Raw genomic sequence first — 19,690 nt, 5'->3', positions numbered from 1 at the left:
CCAGGGCTTGCGGTCACGCCGTGCGCCCTTGCGAGGTGCGCCGTCACGGCGCGCGCGGCGCCCGCCGCGCGGATCATCCGGTGAGCGTGACCCTGATCCCCACCGTGCCGTCCAGGCCGCGCCGGATGCGGCTGCCGAGGAGGGTGAGGCGGCCGAGGACGCCGTACTTGCGGGCGATCAGCTGCCGGTAGCGGCCGGCGGTCGCCGCGTCCGTGATCTCGGCGGTGCCCGGCACCTGCTCCCCCGTCGGGTTGCCGCGCACGTCGCACGGGCCGACCAGGACGTCGGCGCGGGCCCTGATCCGCTTGACCTTGTAGGAGTCGGCGGTGGTCCACACCCCCAGGGCGTCGCCGTCGCGCACCACCCACACCGGGGTGGCGACGGGCGTGCCGTTCCTGCGGTAGCTGGTCAGCAGCAGGTAGCTGCCGGCGCCGAGCCGGTCCAGAGGAGTGTCGTCGTCCATGCCGGGCAGTGTAGGCGCGTTATTGCCGGGCGGCCGGGCGCGGCGATGCGCGATCCTGGAGATGCGGCAAGGGACAGGGGGCGTGGGTGTGACCTGGAACCGGGCGGACGGACGGCGGACGGACGAGGCACCGCTGGAGGTGGCCTGCGACGAGTCGGGCTCGGACGGGGAGAACCTCGTCGGCGGGAACACCGACGTCTTCGCGCACGCCGGTGTGCGGCTGCCGGCCGCGACGGCCGAGGCGTACGTACGGGAGGTCCGGGACCGCATCCGCTCGCCCGCGGAGGAGTACAAGGCGAACCATCTGCTGCGGGAGAAGCACCGGGCGGTGCTGGAGTGGCTGCTCGCTCCCGCGGGCCCGCTGGCCGGGCAGGCGCGGGTGCAGCTGACGCAGAAGGCGTTCGTCGTGGTGGAGCGGGCGGTGGCGCTGCTCCTGGGCGAGGACGACGGGGCGGCGCGGGCCCTGTTCCGGGCGGGGCCGGGCGCGTTCGGCGAGGAGCGGTGGCGGGAGTTCCTCGGCGCGGCCAACCGGCTGCTGCGCGTGCGCGGCGACGGGCAACCGCCCCCGCCGGTGACGGAGTTCTTCCGCGCCGTGGACACCCTGCGGGCCATGGGCGGCCCGGCCGGTGCTCCGGAAGTGCTGGAGCGGCTGGCGGGCAGCCGGCAGCGGGCCGAGGCGTACCGGGAGCGGCTGCTGGACGGCCCGCCGCTGGTGCCGGTACTCAACCCGCTGCTGCCGGCGGTCGTGCGCACGGCCGTGTCCTGGAGCGCGGGCGGCCGCCCGGTGGTGCTGGTGCACGACCGGCAGAACCTCCTCACCGAGGACCGGATCGCCTGGATCGTGGCGGCCGCCCGCAGCCGGGGCGCCGCGCTGGCCGGAGTGCGGCTGGTCGCGGCCCGGCAGGACGCGCGTGTGCAGCTCGCCGACTTCCTCGCCGGCGTGGCCCGCAAGATCGCCTCCGACGAGCTGAACGGGCACGGTGACGTGGTGCTGAGCGGGTTGCTGCGGCCGTTCGTGGCCGCGGAGTCCGTGTGGGGCGACGAGGACAGCTGGGCGAGGATCGGTCCGCGCGACGAAATCCCCGGAGTGGCCGCGCGGCTGAATTCCGCCGTCTAGATTGCGTTCTGTCCCCGTATCAGTTCCCGTCCCTCCAGGAGCCGGCCGTGACCGACAGCACGCGCGCCCGCATCGACACCTCTCAGCCGCACACGGCCCGCATCTGGAACTACTGGCTCGGAGGCGGTGACAACTACGAGGTCGACCGCGCGGCCGGCGACCAGATCCGGCAACTGCACCCGGGCATCGGCGCGTACGCGCGCGAGGACCGCCTCTTCCTCGGCCGGGCCGTCCGGCACCTGGTGACCGAGGCCGGTCTGCGGCAGTTCCTGGACATCGGCACCGGGCTTCCGACGGCCGACAACACCCACCAGGTGGCCCAGCGGTACGCCCCGGACGCCCGGATCGTCTACGTCGACAACGACCCGCTGGTGCTCGCGCACGCCCGCGCCCTGCTCACCAGCACGCCCGAGGGCGTCACCGACTATCTCGACGAGGACCTGCGCAACGTCGACGCGATCCTCGAACACGCGGCGAAGACCCTGGACTTCAGCCGGCCGATCGGGCTGATGCTGCTCGGCGTGGTCATCTTCGTCGGCGACGAGGAGGACCCCTACGGGCTCGTGCGGCGCCTGCTGGAGGCGCTGCCGTCCGGCAGCCATCTGGTGCTGTCGCACACCGTCACCCACCCGGAGATGCCCGACGTGGACGAGGCGGTGAAGTTCTGGAACGAGCACGGCACGCCCAAGCTCACCCAGCGCACCCCGCAGGACGTGACCCGGTTCTTCGACGGCCTGGAGCTGCTGGAGCCGGGCGTGGTGTCGTGCTCGCGCTGGCGGCCCGACGGCACGGGCGGCCCCGAGCCGGAGGAGGTGGCGATGTTCGGCGGAGTGGGCCGCAAGCGCTGAACGCGGCCGGGCCCCGCGCCGTATGGACAGGGGGCGCGCACCGACCGGAGCGCCCCGCGGCCGCTGGGCCGCGTGTTCGGGGTTCGGGAGCCAGGCATCATGAGGCACGCACGACGACGGATCGTGAGGCGGACGGCGCGATGGGCGGCCGTCGGCGGACTCCTCCTCGGCGGGGCCATGGTCACCCAGGCCGTCGCGAGCGAGCCGCCCCACGCGCCGGCCGCGCCGCGCACGCTCGTGCAGCCGGCCGGCGACCTGGGGGCGAGCCTGGTGCGGCGGCTGGGCACGGCGCGTACGGCGGGCAGTTGGGTCGGCGCCGACGGGCGGCCGGTCGTCGCCGTCACCGACCAGGGCGCGGCCGCCGCGGTGCGCCGGGCGGGCGCCGAGGCGAAGCCGGTCGGGCACAGCCTGGACGAGCTGAAGTCGGCGGCGCGCACGCTGCGTTCGGCGCCACGGGTGGCCGGCACCGCGTGGGCGGTGGACTACCGCACCAACGAGGTCGTCGTACGCGGCGACCGCACGGTGTCGGCCGCCGACTGGGCCCGGCTGACCCGCGTGGCGCACGGCATCGGCGCGTTCGTGCGGATGGAGCGCACGAGCGGGACGTTCACGACCCGGCTGAACGGGGCGCAGCCGATCCTGTCGGCGGGCGGACGCTGCTCGGCGGGGTTCAATGTCACCGACGGCCGGGCCGACTTCATCCTGACGGCCGGGCACTGCGGGCCGACGGGCTCGCAGTGGTTCGCGGACAACCGGGCCACCCGGCAGGTCGGGCAGACGGTCGCGTCCGACTTCCCCGGCTCCGACTTCTCCCTCGTGCAGTACGCGGGCGGCCGGGCCGGGGACGCGGCGGATGTCGTCGCGATCGGCGGCGGCACGGGCGTACGGATCACGGGCGCGGCGGACGCGGTGGTGGGGCAGCGGGTGTTCCGCAGCGGCAGCACCAGCGGGCTGCACGACGGGCGGGTGACGGGCCTGGACGCGACCGTGAACTACCCGGAGGGCACGGTCACCGGGCTGATCCAGACCGATGTGTGCGCCGAACCGGGCGACAGCGGCGGCCCGTTGTTCTCCGAGGGCATCGCGCTCGGGGTGACCTCCGGCGGCAGCGGGGACTGCACCGCGGGCGGTACGACGTTCTTCCAGCCGGTGACGAAGGCGCTGCGCGCGCTGAACGTGAAGCTGATCGTGTCGACGCAGGCCGCGCCGAGCGCCGGGCCCTCCCCCCGGGGGTCGGCGCCGGCCCCCGGGGCGGCCTCGCCGGGGTCGGCGGCGCCGGTGGGCGGTGGCCTGGAGGGGACGACGCTGCTGGCCCGGCTGACGGACACCCGCGCCGTGGGGCCCGGTCTGCTGGTGGTCGCGGGCAGTCTGATCGCGCTGGTGGCGACCCGCTACCTGCGGGCCGAACAGGACCGCAGGGCGTTCCGCCGCCACTACTCCACGATGTGGGGCTGACCGGGGCGCAGCCGCGTCAGCCGGGACTCAGCGGCACGGTGGCCGCGGCCGCGCCGAGCAGTCCCGCCGCCTGCCGCGCGGTGAACCCGCCCCAGGCCGGGCCGGCGGGGCGGGCGGAGGTGGCGGACATCACCCGGTGACGGGGGTGCCCCTGCTCGAGCGGAGCCCGGAGCTTGGGGGACGACGAGGCCGCGGACGACGGCCGAGGTCGTAACGAGAAGGGCACCCACTCGGTCAGGCGGTGCCCAGAGACGATGCCGGGATGCGCGGCGGGGACGGTCAGGCGGGGATCAGGCCGCGTTCACCGGCCGGTGGGCCGCTGCGGCCCACTCCAGGACGAGGCGCTGGTACTCCTCGCGCTGCTCGCCGGTCAGTGTCCCGCCCGACCGGAGCCACAGGGCCCGGATCTCCTCGTTGACCTCCGCGGCCGATCGCTCGGAGGCGGGTTCAACAGTGGTGGACATGCTGTGAAGCATACGGTGCCGAAGGTGAAGGCGCTGTGAGCAAGCTCGCACAATCCCGGCATTCCGGACGTGTCAATGATCACGTCCAAACGGGTCGAAGGGGCGGCGAGCCTCCCACCGCCCCCGGTGGCCGCCGTCAGGTGCCGGGCTTGCGGCCGTAGACGAAGACGTCGTCGCCGTTGCGCAGCAGCGACCAGTACTTCTTGGCGTCGGTGGTGGTCATGTTCACACAGCCGTGCGAGCCGGGCGGGTTCCACATGCTCACGCCGACCGAGTGGAAGGCCTGCCCGCCGTCGAAGAACTGGCTGTACGGCATGGCCACGTGGTACACGCTCGACACGTGGTCGATGTGCCGCCAGTAGATCTTCTTCAGGCCGGTGCGGGTCTCGTAGCCGTCGCGGCCGGTGCGCACCGGGACCGGACCGTAGACCAGCTTCTTGCCGTCCTGGATCCAGCTGAGCTGGAGGGTCAGGTCGACACAGGCGATGCGCCCCTTGTTCACGGGACACTTGCCGGATTTGTTGGGGTTCTTCCCCACGGCCTTCTGCTTGTTCATGAGGTCCATCACGCCCCAGGTGACGGACCCGGCGTAGCCGATGTTCGGCGTGATGCCGTGCCGGGTCTGGAAGGCCTTGATGGCCTTGCAGTCCGCGGACGACTGCCTGCCGTCCACCGGGCGGCCGAGGAACTTCTCGACCTGCTTCTGGTAGGGGCCGGTGCTGGTGGTGCAGCTCGACGCGGCTTGCGCCGGCGCGGCGCCGAGCGCGAGTGTGAGCGGTGCCACCAGTCCGGCGACACCGAGGGCGACGGCGCCCCGACGGCCTATGTCCCGCATGTCCGGTCTCTCCCTTGAGTATCTTCTGCGATGTCTGCCAGGTAGACCGGTGTGCGGGGGTGTTGGTTGCAGTGCCCGGTCAGGCTGTGACGAATCGGTGAACTTCCGGACCGTCGAGCCGCCCGGCGGGCACCCTCCGCCCGAAGGCGAGGGAGGCGGTGCAGGCTAGCCGAGGTCCGCCTCCTGGTCGAGCCCGTCGAGCGCCGCGCGGAAGCCCGTGTGGACCGCGGTGAGGCCGCCGTCGACACACAGCGACGTACCGGTGATCCAGGCCGCGTCCCGGGATGCGAGGAAGGCGACGGCGGCGGCGATGTCCTCCGGCTCGCCGACCCGGCCGAGCGGATACAGCGGGCGCACCGCGTCGAGTTCCCGCGCGCGGCCCTCCCAGGCGGTGGTGCGGACCGTGCCGGGGACGACCAGGGTGACGCGCACCCCGCGCGCGGCCGCGTGCCCGGCGACGGTGCGGGTCAGCGAGGCGAGTCCGGCCTTGGCGGCGCTGTAGGCGTGGTTGCCGAAGTCCTGGACGGCGTTGACCGAGCCGATGTTCACGATGGCGCCGCGTCCGGAGGCCGCCAGGTGCGGCAGCGCGGCGCGGCAGCAGCGGAAGGCACCCGTCAGGGTCAGGTCGAGGTCGCGCTGCCACCCCTCGTCGGGTTCGTCCTCGAAGCGTGCGGCGTCCGGACCGCAGCCGTAGGCGTTGTTGACGAGGACGTCCAGGCCGCCGAACGTCTCCACGGCGTACGCCACCGCCGCCTCCACCGACGCCCGGTCGGCGACGTCGCAGGCGAACGCCCCGGCGCTCAGGCCGGCTTGGCGCAGGGCGGCCGCGGTCTCCCGGGCGGCGGGCAGGTCGGCGTCGGTGACCAGGACCCGGGCGCCCTCCTCGGCGAGCCGGCGGGCGGTGGCGGCGCCGATGCCGCGCGCGGCGCCGGTGACCAGGGCGGCGTGTCCGTCGAAGCGTGTCAGCTGCGTCATGGAGCGACGGTAGTGCCACGCCGATCCTCCGGACAGGTTCCGTCACCGACATGCCGGCCTTGCTCCAGCAACTCCCGGCGCTGCTCGGCGTGGTGACCGGCGCCTTCGGTTCCTGTCCAGCGGTCGTGCGGGGCTACCGGGCGCGGTTCCGGCGGGAGCGGGCGGTGCGGTGGGAGGAGCGGCGGCTGGCCGTGTGCTCAGGCCGAACCGCTGCCGGCCGAGGCCGTGCCGGCACAGGACCCGGCCGGGGAGGCGCTGCTGGACCAACAGCGCATCGGCCGCGAGGAGTTCTACGCGACCGTACGCGAGGACCTGGCCCTGCCGCCGGGGCATCCGCGCGATGGGCCCGGGCGGCGGAACCCGGCGGTCAGGAAGGTAGCCGGTGGCCGGGGCGCAGCCGAAGGCGGCCCACAGCCGGAGGTCAGCGGTATCCGGTGATCAACGGTTGTCGGTGGTCAGCGGTAGCCGGTGACGTCCGCGGGCTTGCCGGCGTCCTGGACCTCGACCAGGTAGCGCCAGGCGTCGGGGCGGCTGCCGTCGAGGTCGGTGAAGCCGTACACCCGGGCGAGGCCGCCGCTGGAGAGGGACTGCCCGTTGAAGCGAGCCACGTCCGGGTCGGCGGCCAGGGCGGCGACGGCGCGGCCGACGAAGCGCGGGGTCTCGGAGATCGCGAAGTGCGGGACGCGCTCCAGCGCGTCCCGCCAGTTCTCCTCGCGCACCCCGAAGGCGTCCAGCATGATCTCCGAGCGCATCCAGCCGGGGGTGAGGGCGAGGGCCGTGGCGCCGCGGGGCCCGAGTTGCCGGCCGAGGGAGAAACCCATGCGCAGCACGGCGGTCTTGGCGAGGTCGTAGAAGAAGCTGTTGCGGTAGGTGACGCCGTTGTACTCGGCGGTCCCGTCGGTCATCTCCACGACCAGGCCGCCGGGCCGGCGCAGCAGCAGCGGCAGGGCGTGGTGGCTGGTGATCGCGTGGGTGTCGACGGCGAGCCGGAGCAGCCGCAGCCCGTTGTCCAGGTCGTGCTCCCACACGGGGGTGTCCCACTCGAAGAGCGTCTCGCCGCCCCAGATGTCGTTGACGAGGACGTCGAGCCGGCCCCGCTCGTCGTCGATGCGGTCGATCACCGCGCGGACCTGGGCGGGGTCCAGATGGTCGGCGGGGACGGCGATGCCCGTGCCGCCGGCCGCGGTGACCAGGTCGGCGGTGTCCTCGATGGTCTCGGGGCGGTCGTACTCCGAGCGCCGGGCGCGGGTGCTGCGGCCGGTGACGTAGACGGTGGCACCCGCCGCGCCGAGTTCCACCGCGATCCCGCGGCCCGCGCCGCGCGTCGCCCCGGCGACGAGCGCCACCTTGCCGTCCAGCGGACGTGACATGTCCGGCCTCCTGTTCCCTGTGTGAGGTGTGTCGTCCCCGAGGGTGCCGTGGAAGCCGGACATCTTCTGTCGGGTTTTACGGCCGGTCACCCGCCCGGCCGTCCGCCGTTCTGTCTCACGGCCGCCGGCCGGGCGTAGCGCACCGGTCAGTGCCCGCGGTCGATCCACTCCTGCAGGTGCGGCGCCTCGGCGCCGATGGTGGTGGCCTCGCCGTGCCCGGTGAGCACCTTCGTCTCCGGGGGCAGGGTCAGCAGCCGGTCGCGCAGGGAGGCGATGATCGTCGGGAAGTGGGAGTAGGAACGTCCGGTGGCGCCGGGGCCGCCCTGGAAGAGGGTGTCGCCGGTGAAGACGACGCCGAGCCCGGGGTCGTGCAGACAGACCGCGCCGGGCGCGTGCCCCGGCGTGTGCAGCACGGTCAGGTCGGTGCCGGCGGCCTCGATGACCTGCCCGTCGGCGAGGTGCGCGTCGGGGTCGCGGTCGGGGTGGGCGAGCTTCCACAGCGGCAGGTCGTCGGGATGCAGCCAGATCACGGCCCCGGTGCGGTCGGCCAGTTCCGGCGCGGCGTCGACGTGGTCGTTGTGGGCGTGGGTGCACACGATCGCGGTGAGCCGGCGGTCGCCGACGGCGCGGGCGATGGCGTCGGCGTCGTGCGCCGCGTCGATGACGATCACCTCGTGGTCGTCGCCGACGATCCACACGTTGTTCTCGACGTCCCAGCTGCCGCCGTCGAGGGTGAACTGCCCGGCGGTGACGAGGCGTTCGATGCGGGTGGCCGTCACAGCGTCACCACCGAGCGCAGCACGCCACCGTGGTGCATCCGCGCGAACGCCTGCTCCACCTCGTCCAGTCGGACGGTCTCGGTGACGAACTTGTCCAGGGGCAGGCGCCCTTGCAGATGCAGGTCGATGAGCATCGGGAAGTCGCGGGAGGGCAGGCAGTCGCCGTACCAGCTCGACTTCAGCGACCCGCCCCGGCCGAAGACGTCCAGCAGCGGCAGGTCGAGCGTCATCTCGGGCGTGGGCACCCCGACGAGCACGACGGTGCCGGCGAGGTCGCGGGCGTAGAACGCCTGCCGGTAGGTCTCGGGGCGGCCGACGGCCTCGATGACGACGTCGGCGCCGAAGCCGCCGGTGAGTTCGCGGACGGCCTCGACCGGGTCGGTGTCCCGGGAGTTGACGGTCTGGGTGGCGCCCAGGGTGCGGGCGGTGGCCAGCTTGCGGTCGTCGATGTCCACGGCGATGATCCGGCCCGCGCCCGCCAGGTACGCCCCGGCGATCGCCGCGCCGCCGACGCCGCCGCAGCCGATGACGGCGACCGAGTCGCCGCGGGTGACACCGCCCGTGTTGATCGCCGCGCCGATGCCCGCCATCACCCCGCAGCCGAGCAGCCCGGCGACGGCGGGCGAGACGGCCGGGTCCACCTTGGTGCACTGGCCGGCGGCGACCAGCGTCTTGTCGGCGAACGCGCCGATGCCGAGGGCCGGGGACAGTTCCCGGCCGGTGGCGGCGAGGGTCATCTTCTGCGTGGCGTTGTGGGTGGCGAAGCAGTACCAGGGTCGGCCGCGCAGACAGGCCCGGCACCGGCCGCACACCGCGCGCCAGTTGAGGATCACGAAGTCGCCGGGCGCGACCTCGGTGACGCCGTCGCCGACGGACTCGACCACACCGGCCGCCTCGTGGCCGAGCAGGAAGGGGAAGTCGTCGCTGATGCCGCCCTGCTTGTAGTGCAGGTCGGTGTGGCAGACGCCGCACGCCTGGACGCGGACCACGGCCTCACCGGGTCCCGGGTCGGGCACGACGATCGTCTCGACGCGCACGGGTTCGTCCCGGCCCGGCGCGATCACACCGCGTACTTCCTGCGCCATGCTGCTCCATCCTTCCCTCGGCGGGGCATCCGTCCCGGTTCCGACCCTACGCGCGGCTCCCCTCCGCGGAGGGGAGCGGACGGGACATGCCGAGGGGCCGCCCCGACGGGCGGCCCCCGATGCGTGCGGTGGTCTCAGCCGACGGCCGGAAGCAGGCCGGTCACCGGGGCGACCAGGTCGGTGACCTGGTGCAGCTCGTTCAGCTTGTTGAGCTCGTTGACCTGGTTCAGCCCGGCCAGCTGCTGGGAGACCCGGGGGACCTCGTCCCGGTGCTCGGCCGGGATCTCGCTGGTGGTGAGCGAGTCGAGCACGCTGATCGGGTTCAGCTGGTCGGAGCCCAGGACACCGGCGTTCGCCGTGGGTGCGGTGAGACCGGCGACCCCGGCGGCGAGTGCGGCGGCGGCGACGATACGACGAGTGGAGATCATGCCTTCGACAACGGCCGCGGGGGCCGGGTGGACACGGCCACGCCGGGCCGCTCACCCGTCAGGCGCAGCCCGGCGGCTGCGCTTGCCGAGCCCGGCGGGGCGGAGGAGCCTTTGGGTTAGGCCCGTGCGGCCCGTCCCTTCCTCGGGTCGCGGGCCCGGCAAGGAGGTCACCATGGGCACCACCGCAGACACCGGATTCGACACGGAGACCTTGCGCAGGGGCATCGAAGGGGACACCGCCGACACGCTCGCGTCCCTCTACGCGGACGACGCGGAGATCCGCCTGGTGAACCGCAACGCCCAGCCCAGCAACCCGAAGGTGCTGCACGGCCGCGACGAGATCCGCGCGATGCTCGCCGACGTCTACAGCCGCGACCTGACGCACAAGCTCGAGCAGTGCGTGGTGGAGGGCGACCACGCGGCGTACAGCGAGTCCTGCCGGTATCCCGACGGCACCCGCGTCCTGTCCGAGTCGATGCTCACCCTGCGGGACGGCAAGATCTCCGAGCAGATCATGATCGAGGCATGGGACGAGTAGCGCGCCGACGGGGAGCTTCCGTCCAGGTCAGCTCGCGGCTGACCTGGACGTTCTCCGCGCGGGCCGGACGGGGCAAGGCGGGCGCGGCCCAGGTCTCCCGGCCGCGGCCGGTCACCGCGGCGACCCGGCGCGTGTCCGCCGCCGTGGTGCGCGCGGTCCTCACCGCGGCCCGCCCGCGCCTGCGGCCGCCTCCCGTGCGGACGGCTCGCACGGTACGGGCGGTACGGGCGGTGCCCACCGTCCGCAGGCGGCACCGGCGGAGGCGGTGAGCGGCGGCTCCGTGGACGCCGCGGTCAGGGGGTGGTGAGCGGCGGCCCGGCGGACCGTCGTGGTAAGCGGGTGGTGAGCGGCGGCCCGGTGGACCGTCGTGGTCAGGCGTGCCGTCCCGGCCCCCGGGGCGTGGGACGCCTCCGTTACCCTGGTCGCGGACCGTGACTGGCGCTGAGGTGGAGCACCACCGGGAGCGGTCCCGCAGAGTCGATGCCGTGCGCCTGGGCGAAGGTCACACCGCTCAGGAGTGCACATGACCCAGGCCCGCCTCATGGACGGCACCGCGCTCGCCCGCCGGATCGTCGAGGAGACCGCCCGGCGCGCCGCCGACCTCACCGAGCGCACGGGGACGGCGCCCGCCCTCGCCACGGTGCTCGTCGGCGAGGACCCCGCGTCCGTCACGTACGTGCGGATGAAGCAGAACCGCTGCCGTACCGCGGGCATCGCGTCGCGCCATGTGGCGCTGCCCGCGAGCACGACGACCCAGGAGCTCGTCTCCACCCTGCGCGACCTGTCCGCGGACCCGTCCGTGCACGGCATCCTGCTCCAGCACCCGGTCGGCGACCACATCGACGAGCGGGCGGCCTTCGAGGCGATCGCGCCGGAGAAGGACGTCGACGGCGTCACCTTCGCGTCCTTCGCGACGATGAGCTTCGGCCTGCCCGGCTTCGTGTCCTGCACGCCCGGCGGGATCATGCGCCTGCTCGACGCCTACGGCGTCGACCCGTCCGGCAAGCGGGCGGTGGTCGTGGGCCGCAGCGCGATCCTCGGCAAGCCGGCCGGCATGCTGCTGCTCGCGCGGGACGCGACCGTCACCTACTGCCACTCGCGCACCCCGGACCTGTCGGCGGCCGTGCGGGAGGCGGACATCGTGGTGGCGGCCGTGGGCCGCCCCCGGCTGATCCGTGGCCAGGACCTCAAGCCGGGCGCCGTGGTGATCGACGCCGGCTACAACGAGGGCAACGTCGGCGACGTCGACTTCGACTCGGCGGTGGAGCGGGCGTCGCTGATCACCCCGGTGCCGGGCGGCGTCGGCCCGATGACCATCGCCACGCTCCTGGAGCAGACGGTGGACGCGGCGGCCCGGCAGCTCGGGGCGGCCTGATCAGCGCGGCGGCCTGATCGGCGTGGCGGTCTGATCATCGCGGCGGTCTGATCGACGTAGAACTCCGGCCGCTCCGGCCGCCTGGTCGCCTGGCCGCCGCAGCGACCCGGCGTCGGGACGGCCGGACGCCGGGGTGGCCAAACGCCGGGACGGCCGGACGCCGGGGTGGCCGTCGTCCACCACTGCGGCGCGGATCACGTCAGACCGTGACCGGGTGTGTCGCGCATCTTGCCGGGACAGCCTCCCCTTCCTTACTTTTCAGTAAGTCGCTTGCGCATCACGTGTGTTCGGGTTCCACCCCACCCCGAGGAGCCGTCATGCCCGCCTTCAGGCCCAGACTTCTGTGCTGTGTCGCCGCCGCCCTCGCGCTCACCGCCGGCGCGCCCGCCACCGCCGCCCGTGCCGAGGCCGATCCCCTGCGGGAGGTGCTGTTCGTCGGCAACAACTGGGACGGCACCGCCGACGTCATCGCCTCCAGCGGGGACTTCGCGCGGATCGGCCGGATCGATGTCGTACCGGACAAGCAGCAGCGGCTCGCCGAGATCAACGCCGACCCCGTCAAGTGGGTGTACTTCATGGCGATCCGCAACAGCGTCGGCGAGGGCCACGACCAGTTCGCCGACGACATGTACTCCACGCCCGACGGCCGGTCGGTCGTCGTCTCCCGGCCGAGCTTCGCCGACGTGGTCTCCATCGACCTGGCCACCGGAAAGCTCAACTGGCGCTTCCCGGTGGCCGGTTACCGCGCCGACCACATGGCCGTCTCCCCCGACGGCACCCGGGTCGCGGTGTCGGCGTCCACCGCGAACACCGTGCACGTCCTGGACATCACCAGCGGCCGGGAACTCGGGTCCTTCGCCACCGGCGACAAGCCGCACGAGAACATCTTCACCAAGGACGGCAAGTACCTGTGGAACATGGCGATCGGTGATGTGAACACCGCGCTGGACGCGCCCTGGCTGGACTGGACGAAGGGCGACCGGCACATCACGGTCGTCGACGCGACCACGTACCAGCCGGTGAAGGTGATCGACATGCGGCAGCGGCTCGACGCGATCGGGCTGAAGGACTACTCCGACGCGGTGCGGCCGGCCGTCTTCTCCCCCGACGAGTCCAAGCTCTACTTCCAGGTGTCGTTCTTCAACGGCTTCTTCGAGTACGACCTCGCCACCGACCGGATCACCCGGACCAAGACGCTGCCGAAGAACCCCGCCACCGGCGACGACCGCACCACCTTCGTCAACGACTCCCGCCACCACGGGCTGTCGATGAGGCCGGACGGCAGCAAGCTGTGCGTGGCGGGCACGATGGACGACTACGCGACCGTCGTCGACCGCGCCACCCTCCAGGAGGGTCCGCTGGTCCCCGCGTCCAAGCCCTACTGGGCCACGGTCAGCGGCGACGGGCGGGACTGTGTGATCTCCGAGAGCGGCGCCGACCAGGTCACCGCCATCGACTTCGCGACGGGCCGCAAGCGGCTGTCGGTCCCGGTCGGCGACCATCCGCAGCGGGTGCGGCTGGGGCACGTGAGCGCCGACTGGAGCGGCCCGAGCAGCTGAGCGTCAGCGCGCGGCCGCCGCTTCGACCGCCCGGACCACCGCGGCCGCCCCGTCCTCGGCCGCCATGTGCCGGGCGGCCCGTGCCGCGGCCCGAGCGTGACCCCGCTCCCGGGTGACCGCGCCGAGCGCGTCGGCGAGGCGACCGGCGGTCAGGGAGCGGAACGGGACCGGCGCGGTGGCGGCGCCGAGCGCGGCGAGCCGGGCCGCCCAGAACGGCTGGTCCGCCGTGACGGGTACGGGCACCGCGGGGACGCCCGCGCGCAGAGCGGCGTGCGTGGTGCCCGCTCCGGCGTGGTGGACGACCGCCGCCATGCGCGGGAACAGCAGCGCGTGCGGCAGGTCGCCGACGCACAGCACGTCGTCGCCCTCGGCGGTGAGCCCCGCGCTGCCCGACTGGAGGATGCCGCGCAGTCCGGCGCGGCGCAGCGCGGTGACGGCGAGGGCGCCGAGCCGTTCCCCCTGCCCGGCGGCCATGCTGCCGAAGCCGACGAACACCGGCGCGGGGCCGGCGCCCAGGAAGTCCTCCACCTCGGCGGGCAGCCGTCGCCCGGGCTCGACGTGCGGATGCCAGGCGCCCACGATCTCCAGGCCGGGTCGTCAGTCGGCGGGGCGCGGCACCAGGGCGGTGCTCACGCCGTACAGCACCGGCCACCGCGCCGTCTCCTGGCGGCGGCGCGCGGCCGACGGGCCGAGCGGGGGCAGCGCGAGCCGGTGGCGCAGGGCGGCGACCGCCGGCCGGTAGACGCGGTCGGTCAGGCGCAGCGCGAACCGGCCCGCCGCGCGGTTGCCGGGGCCGCCCAGGGAGCGCACGCCGGTGACCGGGGGCGGGAAGGCCTTGGTCGGCGCGGTGGGCTGGAGGTGGACGCCGAGGCTGGGGATGCCGGTCGCCTCGGTGATGTGCCAGCCGAGCGGGGCGGTGGTGGCGGACAGCAGGAGCAGGTCGGTGGCCGGGTCCACGGCGTCGGCGAAGCCGCGCCCCAGTGCGGTGACGAAATCGGCCGCCGTGCGCAGCAGGGCCCGTCGGCCGGTGCCCTCGGCCGGCCGTGCCGCGGGCAGCGGCCGGAAGCCGAGGCCGGCGGCGTGGACCAGGGGCGCGTACGGCTCCGTGGCGGCGAGGACGACGTCGTGTCCGACGCGGCGCAGCGCGGCACCGAGGCCGGTGTACGGGTCGACGTCGCCGCGTGATCCGGCCGCCGCGATCAGGATTCTCATGCTCTTTCCTCGAAAACGGTCCGGCGGTCGGCGTTGGCGTGGACGGCGTCGCGCAGATACGCGGCGAGTCCGGGCCGCTGCTGGGACGGCGGGACGACCAGGGCGAACGCCCTCGGGTCGGCGGGGAAGTCGTCGGCGATCCGCCGGTGCATGTCGTACGGGCAGGACGTGAACCAGCGGCCGATGTGCCGCCGGTGTTCCTCGGCCAGGTCCGCGGCGCGCTCGCCGTCGGCGGGCTCGCCGGCGTCGAACACCGCGAGGAGCCTGACGCGCCAGTCGGCGGCCTCGGCCATCAGCCGGCGCCAGTCCTCCTTGCTGTGCGCGGCGGCCCGCGCCATGGCCTCGTGGCGGGCCGCCGACTCCCCGTGCCGCAGGTCGGCCTCGGTGGCGTAGCTGAGATCGAAGGTGATCTCGCCGAAGACCTCGCGGCGCTCCTGCGGGGTCATCGGGACCCCGGTCTGCTGGATCTCGATGGCCCGCTCGGCGAGCCCGGCGAGCCGTTCCAGGCGGGCGATCTCCTCCCGCAGCTCCCGTCGGCGGGCCCGCAGCTGATCCAGTGCCGTGCCCTGCGGGTCGTCGAGAATCGCCGCGACGCGCTCCAGCGGGAAGCCGAGCGCCCGGTAGAAGAGGATCTGCTGCAGCCGGGCCAGGTCGGCGTCGTCGTACAGCCGGTATCCGGCCCTGCTGCGGTCGCTGGGGGTGAGCAGACCGGAACGGTCGTAGTGGTGCAGGGTCCGCACGGTCACTCCGGCGAACTGCGCGACCTGTCGCACCGTGTAGCTCATGCACCTGCCCTTTCGTCGGGTCCCACCCTGAACCCTGACGCCAGGTCAGGGTCAACCGAGCCCTGCGGGACGGGTGCCGGAAGAAATTTCCGCGAGGGGGTGTGAGGGTGGCGGGCGGGGGTAGTCGCGGCGTATATGCGAGGCATGCACGCATGCATCGCCGCTACGGAACCGTCGTCCTAAGGAGGTCCGTGACAGCGCAATCCACTCGCAGCGCCCGGGCCGCCTCGAGGTGAGGCGGCCCGGCCCATGTCCACGGCCCGCCGATCAGCCGCTGCTCCTACCGGGCAGCAGCGCGCCGGGCAGGACGGCGAGGACGAGGAGCGCGGCGGCGGTGTAGAGGGCGGCGGAGCCCAGCGCCACGGCGTGGAAGCCGTGCAGGAAGCGGTCCCGGTCGCTGGGGGATCCCGCGACGGCTCCGGCGACGGCGATGCCGATGGCGCCGCCGGTCTGGCGGGCGGTGTTGTTGACGGCGGAGGCGAGGCCCGAGCGCGCGGTGGGCACGGCGGCGACGGCGGCCGCGACCACGGCCGGGGTGAGCAGGCCGAGCCCGGTTCCCCACAGCAGGAAGGCGGGCAGCAGTACGCCATAGTCCGCGCCGGCGGGCGCACGCGCCAGCAGTGCGAGCCCGGCGGCCGCGACGAGCAGGCCGGCGGCGGCCGGCAGCCGGGCACCGACCCTGCTGGTGATGCGGCCGCCGAACGGCCCGAGCACGGCGAGCGGGGTGAACAGCGGCAGCAGCGCGAGACCGGCCAGGAGCGCCGAGCGGCCCTGCATGGACTGCAGGAACAGCATCAGCACGAACAGCGTGCCCAGCGTGCATAGGTTCATCACCCCGGCGGCCGTGTTGGCCACGGCGAAGGCCGGACGCCGGAGCAGCGTGGGCGGCAGCATGGCGTCCTCCCCGCGGCGCGCCTCGACGACGGCCAGCGCGGCGAGGGCGGCCAGGGCGACGGCCGCCGCCGCGACCACCTGCGGCGCGCCCGCGCCGGACCGTCCGCCCTGGATGAAGGCGTACGTCGCCGCCAGGAGCAGCAGCGCGCCGAGCAACATGCCGGGCACGTCGAGACGGCGGGCCGACTCCTCGCGGCTCTCCGGGACGACGACGGCGGCGCCCACCAGGGCCACGAGCACGATCGGCACGTTCACCAGGAAGATCGCCCGCCAGCCGAGGCCGTCGACGAGCGCGCCGCCGAGCAGCGGCCCGGCGGGCAGCGCGAGGCTGCCGATGCCGGCCCACACGCCGATCGCCCGGGCCCGCGCGGCGGGGTCGGGGAAGGCGCGGCCGATGACGGCGAGGGTGCCCGGCAGCAGGAGCGCGGCCCCGACGCCCTGCACCACGCGGGCGGCGACCAGGGCGGGCGCGGTCGGGGCGAGCCCGCAGGCCAGTGATCCGGCGCCGAAGACCGCCAGCCCCGTGAGCACGACGGCGCGGTGGCCGTGGCGGTCGCCGGCGGTGCCGCTGGTCAGCATCAGGGCGGCGAGCGCCAGGGCGTAGCCGTCGACCACCCACTGCAGTCCGCCGGTGTCGGTGCCGAGCCGCGCGCCGATCGCCGGGAGGGCGACGTTGACGATCGTGACGTCGAGCAGGACCAGGAAGTACCCGGCGCACATCACGACGAGCACAGCCCAGGGCCTCACGGGCCGCGCGGGGGGCCGTACCGCGCGCTTGAGGAGCGTCAGGGGGGTGCCGGCCATGGGGCGTCCTGCCGTCAGCGCCGTGGGAGGCGGTGCAGGACGACGTCGCCGAGGCGGCCGTCGGCCACGGTCGCGGTCAGGTAGGTGCAGTGGGGCTGGCGGCGGCGGTCGGTCGGGGAGCCGGGGTTGAGCAGCCGCAGTCCGCCGGGCGCGGTGGTGTCCCAGGGGATGTGGCTGTGCCCGAAGACCAGGACGTCGAGGTCGGGGAAGCGGGCCGCGCAGCGGGCCTCCCTGCCCTGGGCGGGCCCGGTCTCGTGGACCACGCCGAACCGCAGGCCGCCCAGCTCGGCGCGAGCCACCTCGGGCAGGCGGGCGCGCAGTTCGGGGCCGTCGTTGTTGCCGTACACGGCGAGCAGCCGGCGGCTGCGCTGCTCCAGCAGGTCGAGGGTGGCCACGTCGACCCAGTCCCCGGCGTGGACGACGACGTCGGCCTGCGGCAGTTCGGCGAGCAGCGGCGCCGGCAGCTCCTTGGCGCGCTTGGGCAGATGGGTGTCGGACATCAGCAGCAGACGCACGCTTCGAGCGTACGGCGGCGGCCGGTGCCGTCGGGCGTCGGCTCGCGGCTCTCGGCGCGCGCATGGCGCGTGGCGCGTGGCGCGGGACGCGTGGCGCGGGACGCGTGGCTCAGGGCGGGCCGTCGCGCCGTGCCCATTCGTCAGTCACACCTGTTCAGCTGAAACTGGACAGTTTTGCCTGAAGAAATTACTGTCGAGGCCATGTCCTACGACGAGCACCCCGGGGAGATCTCCGGCAGCGCCGCCCGCGCCGCCCAGGAGCTGCGCGTGCTGATCAGCCGGCTGCGCCGCCGGGTCCGCGAGGTCGCCGGGGACGACGCGCTCACCCCGTCGCAGGTCTCGGCGCTCACCCTGGTGGGCAAGCACGGCGCGGCCACGGCGAGCGCGCTGGCCTCCGCCGAGGGCGTGCGCCCGCAGTCCATGGCGGCCACGCTCGCCGCGCTGGAGCAGCACGGGCTGATCCGGCGCAGCCCCGACCCCGCCGACGGCCGCCGCCAGCTGGTCACGCTGACCGAGGCCGGTCAGGACCGGGTCGCCGGGGACCGGCAGGCGCGCGAGGAGTGGCTGGCCCGCGCGTTGCAGGACCGCTACACGGAGGACGAGCGCCGCACGGTGCTGGACGCGCTGGCGCTGCTGGAACGGCTGTCGCGGCCGTGACACCGCGGCGCGTCCCCTGACGCCGGGGGCCGGTCCCCTGTCGCCGCCTGTCCCCCGTCACCGCGCGTCCCCCGAGGCCGCGTGCCCGCCCGGCCGTCGGGCGCCCCTCCCCCACCGCAGAACCTCACCGAAAGGCACTCCCATGGCAGTCACCGCACTCGACCCGCGCACCGCTCTCGTCGTGATCGACCTGCAGGCCGGCATCGCCGCGGCCCCGGTCCAGCCGTACTCCGGCGCCGACGTCGTCGCCCGCTCCGCCCGGCTGGCCGACGCGTTCCGGGAGCGCGGCCTGCCGGTCGTCCTGGTGCGGGTGTCGTTCGCCGCCGACGGCGCCGACGCCGTCCCCGGACGCACCGAAACCCCCGGGGCGGGCGGGGCCCGTCCCGAGGGCTGGGACGTGATCGTGCCGGAACTGGCGGGTCACGCGGGCGACATCACCGTCACGAAGCACAACTGGGGTGCCTTCCACGGCACCGACCTCGATGTGCAGCTGCGCCGCCGCGGGGTGACGCAGATCGTGCTGACCGGCATCGCCACCAGCATCGGCGTGGAGTCGACGGCCCGTGCCGCGCACGAGCACGGCTACCACGTCACCCTGGCCACGGACGCGATGAGCGACATGGACGCCGAGGCCCACGCGCACAGCGTGCGCCGCATCTTCCCGCGGCTGGGCGAGACGGGGACGACGGACGAGATCCTCGAACTCCTCGCCAAGACGCACGGGTGACGCCGCGTCCGGCGGTCAGTCCTCGCCGCGCACGATGTTCCACTCGGTGCCGGTGCGCGACGCGGGCGCTCCGGCCGGGTCCTCCACGGCGGGCTGGCAGGTGCGCAGCGCGTGCTGGCGCCGCAGCCGGCGTGCCCTCGCCCAACCCGTCTCGGGCCGGCGGATGACGGTCTTCTCCTGGGACTGCGCGGTCGTCACGGGGTCTCATCTTCCTTCTTGCTGCGTGCGCTGATCCTTCGTGCGCGCCAAGTCGCCGAGTCCCCGGACGTCCCGGATTCAAACAGACGTCCCAGCAGGTGCCGTTCGAACGCGCCGGACGCGCCGCCGCCCCGGCGGGCGGTCGCGGCGTCAGACGTTGGGCCGGGCCGCGCTGATGTCGCCGAGGGCCGACTCCGGGTCGCGCTCCATGGCCGTGTCGCCCAGGGAGACGATGCCCACCGGGTGGCCGTGGTCGACGACGGGCACGCGGCGCACCGAGTGCTCCCGCATCAGGCGGATGGCGACGTCCAGTTCGTCGTCGGGGCCGACGGTCACCACGTCGTCGCTGCAGATGCCGGCGACGGTGGTCTGCTCCGGGTCGCCGCCGTCGGCGATGCCGCGCACGACCAGGTCCCGGTCGGTGACCACGCCCCGCAGGTCGTCGCCGTCGGTCACCAGGACGGCGCCGAGGTCCTGGTCCCGCATGAGCCGGGCCACGGAGGTGACGGAGGCCTGCGGCTCCACGGTGACCGGGTCGGCGGTCATGATGTCGCGGACGTGCTGGGTCATGACGTGACTCCTTCTGCGTCGAGGCTTCGCGGGGGCC

The 19,690-nt window shown here is 74.3% G+C and carries 22 protein-coding genes, 2 pseudogenes and 1 riboswitch; of the genes and pseudogenes, 10 read left to right on the top strand and 14 right to left on the bottom strand.

What is annotated here, in order from left to right:
* Positions 1 to 73 precede the first annotated feature (73 nt).
* A complete protein-coding gene (locus ACF1AL_RS21305; RefSeq protein WP_366838609.1) occupies positions 74 to 463 on the bottom strand; it encodes a PPOX class F420-dependent oxidoreductase in 390 nt (129 codons plus the stop codon).
* A gap of 88 nt (positions 464 to 551) precedes the next feature.
* Here ACF1AL_RS21305 and ACF1AL_RS21300 point away from each other — a divergent pair, with 88 nt between their 5' ends.
* From ACF1AL_RS21300 to ACF1AL_RS21290, 3 genes are all read left to right on the top strand, one after another.
* Positions 552 to 1,580 carry a hypothetical protein gene (locus tag ACF1AL_RS21300; protein WP_391827000.1) on the top strand — a complete coding sequence of 343 codons (1,029 nt, stop codon included), beginning with the start codon at positions 552 to 554 and terminating at the stop codon, positions 1,578 to 1,580.
* Between the two features lie 47 nt (positions 1,581 to 1,627).
* The gene (locus ACF1AL_RS21295) at positions 1,628 to 2,428 is read left to right on the top strand and encodes an SAM-dependent methyltransferase (protein WP_391826884.1); all 801 of its coding nucleotides are present in this window, start codon (positions 1,628 to 1,630) and stop codon (positions 2,426 to 2,428) included.
* A 99-nt stretch (positions 2,429 to 2,527) separates the two neighbouring features.
* Positions 2,528 to 3,883, top strand: a complete 1,356-nt coding sequence (locus ACF1AL_RS21290; protein ID WP_391826882.1) for a S1 family peptidase — start codon at positions 2,528 to 2,530, stop codon at positions 3,881 to 3,883.
* Between the two features lie 290 nt (positions 3,884 to 4,173).
* Here the strand turns inward: ACF1AL_RS21290 and ACF1AL_RS21285 are convergent, their stop codons facing one another.
* The 3 genes from ACF1AL_RS21285 to ACF1AL_RS21275 all read right to left on the bottom strand — a co-directional run bounded on the left by ACF1AL_RS21285 (position 4,174) and on the right by ACF1AL_RS21275 (position 6,157).
* A complete protein-coding gene (locus ACF1AL_RS21285) occupies positions 4,174 to 4,359 on the bottom strand; it encodes a hypothetical protein (RefSeq protein WP_103782029.1) in 186 nt (61 codons plus the stop codon).
* A gap of 124 nt (positions 4,360 to 4,483) precedes the next feature.
* On the bottom strand, positions 4,484 to 5,182 hold the full coding sequence (locus ACF1AL_RS21280) for a L,D-transpeptidase family protein (RefSeq protein WP_391700311.1): 699 nt from the start codon (positions 5,180 to 5,182) through the stop codon (positions 4,484 to 4,486).
* 165 nt (positions 5,183 to 5,347) lie between these two features.
* Positions 5,348 to 6,157 carry an SDR family NAD(P)-dependent oxidoreductase gene (locus ACF1AL_RS21275; protein ID WP_391777572.1) on the bottom strand — a complete coding sequence of 270 codons (810 nt, stop codon included), beginning with the start codon at positions 6,155 to 6,157 and terminating at the stop codon, positions 5,348 to 5,350.
* Between the two features lie 50 nt (positions 6,158 to 6,207).
* Here ACF1AL_RS21275 and ACF1AL_RS21270 point away from each other — a divergent pair.
* Positions 6,208 to 6,595 (top strand): annotated as a pseudogene (locus tag ACF1AL_RS21270) (hypothetical protein).
* Positions 6,596 to 6,612: 17 nt separating this feature from the next.
* Here the strand turns inward: ACF1AL_RS21270 and ACF1AL_RS21265 are convergent.
* From ACF1AL_RS21265 to ACF1AL_RS21250, 4 genes are all read right to left on the bottom strand, one after another.
* Positions 6,613 to 7,527, bottom strand: coding sequence for an SDR family oxidoreductase (locus ACF1AL_RS21265; protein WP_391826880.1), 915 nt, complete (start codon positions 7,525 to 7,527; stop codon positions 6,613 to 6,615).
* A 146-nt stretch (positions 7,528 to 7,673) separates the two neighbouring features.
* Positions 7,674 to 8,306: an MBL fold metallo-hydrolase gene (locus ACF1AL_RS21260; RefSeq protein ID WP_384208193.1), complete on the bottom strand. Its 633-nt coding sequence runs from the start codon at positions 8,304 to 8,306 to the stop codon at positions 7,674 to 7,676.
* On the bottom strand, positions 8,303 to 9,391 hold the full coding sequence (locus ACF1AL_RS21255) for an S-(hydroxymethyl)mycothiol dehydrogenase (protein ID WP_391826878.1): 1,089 nt from the start codon (positions 9,389 to 9,391) through the stop codon (positions 8,303 to 8,305). Before ACF1AL_RS21255 ends, ACF1AL_RS21260 begins: the two co-directional genes overlap by 4 nt.
* A gap of 134 nt (positions 9,392 to 9,525) precedes the next feature.
* A complete protein-coding gene (locus ACF1AL_RS21250; protein ID WP_366838601.1) occupies positions 9,526 to 9,819 on the bottom strand; it encodes a hypothetical protein in 294 nt (97 codons plus the stop codon).
* A gap of 172 nt (positions 9,820 to 9,991) precedes the next feature.
* Between ACF1AL_RS21250 and ACF1AL_RS21245 the strand changes: the two genes are divergently transcribed.
* From ACF1AL_RS21245 to ACF1AL_RS21230, 4 genes are all read left to right on the top strand, one after another.
* Positions 9,992 to 10,357 carry a nuclear transport factor 2 family protein gene (locus tag ACF1AL_RS21245; RefSeq protein WP_391777570.1) on the top strand — a complete coding sequence of 122 codons (366 nt, stop codon included), beginning with the start codon at positions 9,992 to 9,994 and terminating at the stop codon, positions 10,355 to 10,357.
* Complete coding sequence (locus ACF1AL_RS21240; RefSeq protein ID WP_391826876.1) at positions 10,345 to 10,626, top strand: hypothetical protein; 282 nt, start codon at positions 10,345 to 10,347, stop codon at positions 10,624 to 10,626. The genes ACF1AL_RS21245 and ACF1AL_RS21240 overlap by 13 nt, the downstream gene beginning before the upstream one ends.
* Before the next feature lie 152 nt (positions 10,627 to 10,778).
* A riboswitch (ZMP/ZTP riboswitch) is annotated at positions 10,779 to 10,861 on the top strand.
* Positions 10,862 to 10,880: 19 nt separating this feature from the next.
* Positions 10,881 to 11,732: a bifunctional 5,10-methylenetetrahydrofolate dehydrogenase/5,10-methenyltetrahydrofolate cyclohydrolase gene (locus ACF1AL_RS21235; RefSeq protein WP_366838598.1), complete on the top strand. Its 852-nt coding sequence runs from the start codon at positions 10,881 to 10,883 to the stop codon at positions 11,730 to 11,732.
* 317 nt (positions 11,733 to 12,049) lie between these two features.
* Positions 12,050 to 13,291 carry a YncE family protein gene (locus ACF1AL_RS21230; protein ID WP_391818174.1) on the top strand — a complete coding sequence of 414 codons (1,242 nt, stop codon included), beginning with the start codon at positions 12,050 to 12,052 and terminating at the stop codon, positions 13,289 to 13,291.
* 3 nt (positions 13,292 to 13,294) lie between these two features.
* On the opposite strand, the pseudogene ACF1AL_RS21225 reads toward ACF1AL_RS21230, so the two are convergent.
* The 4 genes and pseudogenes from ACF1AL_RS21225 to ACF1AL_RS21210 all read right to left on the bottom strand — a co-directional run bounded on the left by ACF1AL_RS21225 (position 13,295) and on the right by ACF1AL_RS21210 (position 17,501).
* Positions 13,295 to 14,503: pseudogene (locus ACF1AL_RS21225) on the bottom strand (glycosyltransferase).
* Positions 14,500 to 15,288: a MerR family transcriptional regulator gene (locus tag ACF1AL_RS21220; RefSeq protein ID WP_391777567.1), complete on the bottom strand. Its 789-nt coding sequence runs from the start codon at positions 15,286 to 15,288 to the stop codon at positions 14,500 to 14,502. Before ACF1AL_RS21220 ends, ACF1AL_RS21225 begins: the two are co-directional and overlap by 4 nt.
* Positions 15,289 to 15,555: 267 nt before the next feature.
* A complete protein-coding gene (locus ACF1AL_RS21215) occupies positions 15,556 to 16,986 on the bottom strand; it encodes an MFS transporter (protein WP_391777566.1) in 1,431 nt (476 codons plus the stop codon).
* A 14-nt stretch (positions 16,987 to 17,000) separates the two neighbouring features.
* Positions 17,001 to 17,501, bottom strand: coding sequence for a metallophosphoesterase family protein (locus ACF1AL_RS21210; RefSeq protein ID WP_386585907.1), 501 nt, complete (start codon positions 17,499 to 17,501; stop codon positions 17,001 to 17,003).
* Positions 17,502 to 17,702: 201 nt separating this feature from the next.
* Here ACF1AL_RS21210 and ACF1AL_RS21205 point away from each other — a divergent pair, with 201 nt between their 5' ends.
* Together ACF1AL_RS21205 and ACF1AL_RS21200 are read left to right on the top strand one after the other, a co-directional pair.
* Entirely contained in the window at positions 17,703 to 18,158 is a 456-nt protein-coding gene (locus ACF1AL_RS21205; RefSeq protein WP_366838592.1) for a MarR family transcriptional regulator, read from the top strand.
* Between the two features lie 142 nt (positions 18,159 to 18,300).
* Positions 18,301 to 18,885 carry a hydrolase gene (locus tag ACF1AL_RS21200; RefSeq protein WP_391658577.1) on the top strand — a complete coding sequence of 195 codons (585 nt, stop codon included), beginning with the start codon at positions 18,301 to 18,303 and terminating at the stop codon, positions 18,883 to 18,885.
* A 15-nt stretch (positions 18,886 to 18,900) separates the two neighbouring features.
* Here ACF1AL_RS21200 and ACF1AL_RS21195 read toward each other — a convergent pair whose 3' ends face one another.
* Positions 18,901 to 19,083, bottom strand: coding sequence for a hypothetical protein (locus tag ACF1AL_RS21195; RefSeq protein ID WP_391700274.1), 183 nt, complete (start codon positions 19,081 to 19,083; stop codon positions 18,901 to 18,903).
* Positions 19,084 to 19,233: 150 nt separating this feature from the next.
* A complete protein-coding gene (locus ACF1AL_RS21190; protein WP_386913659.1) occupies positions 19,234 to 19,653 on the bottom strand; it encodes a CBS domain-containing protein in 420 nt (139 codons plus the stop codon).
* Positions 19,654 to 19,690: the final 37 nt, after the last annotated feature.

Origin of the sequence: Streptomyces sp. NPDC014801 (assembly GCF_043082085.1) — a bacterium.
Taxonomy (GTDB): Bacteria; Actinomycetota; Actinomycetes; order Streptomycetales; family Streptomycetaceae; genus Streptomyces.
Note: the sequence above shows the minus strand (reverse complement) of the source record. Positions and strands in the feature narration are given on the sequence as shown.

Bases quoted from the DNA above. Each gene is read 5' to 3' on its own strand.
- ACF1AL_RS21305 (WP_366838609.1), bottom strand. From the start codon at position 463: ATGGACGACGACACTCCTCTGGACCGGCTCGGCGCCGGCAGCTACCTG.
- ACF1AL_RS21290 (WP_391826882.1), top strand. From the start codon at position 2,528: ATGAGGCACGCACGACGACGGATCGTGAGGCGGACGGCGCGATGGGCG.
- ACF1AL_RS21285 (WP_103782029.1), bottom strand. From the start codon at position 4,359: ATGCTTCACAGCATGTCCACCACTGTTGAACCCGCCTCCGAGCGATCG.
- ACF1AL_RS21280 (WP_391700311.1), bottom strand. From the start codon at position 5,182: ATGCGGGACATAGGCCGTCGGGGCGCCGTCGCCCTCGGTGTCGCCGGA.
- ACF1AL_RS21275 (WP_391777572.1), bottom strand. From the start codon at position 6,157: ATGACGCAGCTGACACGCTTCGACGGACACGCCGCCCTGGTCACCGGC.
- ACF1AL_RS21265 (WP_391826880.1), bottom strand. From the start codon at position 7,527: ATGTCACGTCCGCTGGACGGCAAGGTGGCGCTCGTCGCCGGGGCGACG.
- ACF1AL_RS21255 (WP_391826878.1), bottom strand. From the start codon at position 9,391: ATGGCGCAGGAAGTACGCGGTGTGATCGCGCCGGGCCGGGACGAACCC.
- ACF1AL_RS21250 (WP_366838601.1), bottom strand. From the start codon at position 9,819: ATGATCTCCACTCGTCGTATCGTCGCCGCCGCCGCACTCGCCGCCGGG.
- ACF1AL_RS21245 (WP_391777570.1), top strand. From the start codon at position 9,992: ATGGGCACCACCGCAGACACCGGATTCGACACGGAGACCTTGCGCAGG.
- ACF1AL_RS21240 (WP_391826876.1), top strand. From the start codon at position 10,345: ATGGGACGAGTAGCGCGCCGACGGGGAGCTTCCGTCCAGGTCAGCTCG.
- ACF1AL_RS21235 (WP_366838598.1), top strand. From the start codon at position 10,881: ATGACCCAGGCCCGCCTCATGGACGGCACCGCGCTCGCCCGCCGGATC.
- ACF1AL_RS21230 (WP_391818174.1), top strand. From the start codon at position 12,050: ATGCCCGCCTTCAGGCCCAGACTTCTGTGCTGTGTCGCCGCCGCCCTC.
- ACF1AL_RS21220 (WP_391777567.1), bottom strand. From the start codon at position 15,288: ATGAGCTACACGGTGCGACAGGTCGCGCAGTTCGCCGGAGTGACCGTG.
- ACF1AL_RS21215 (WP_391777566.1), bottom strand. From the start codon at position 16,986: ATGGCCGGCACCCCCCTGACGCTCCTCAAGCGCGCGGTACGGCCCCCC.
- ACF1AL_RS21205 (WP_366838592.1), top strand. From the start codon at position 17,703: ATGTCCTACGACGAGCACCCCGGGGAGATCTCCGGCAGCGCCGCCCGC.
- ACF1AL_RS21200 (WP_391658577.1), top strand. From the start codon at position 18,301: ATGGCAGTCACCGCACTCGACCCGCGCACCGCTCTCGTCGTGATCGAC.
- ACF1AL_RS21190 (WP_386913659.1), bottom strand. From the start codon at position 19,653: ATGACCCAGCACGTCCGCGACATCATGACCGCCGACCCGGTCACCGTG.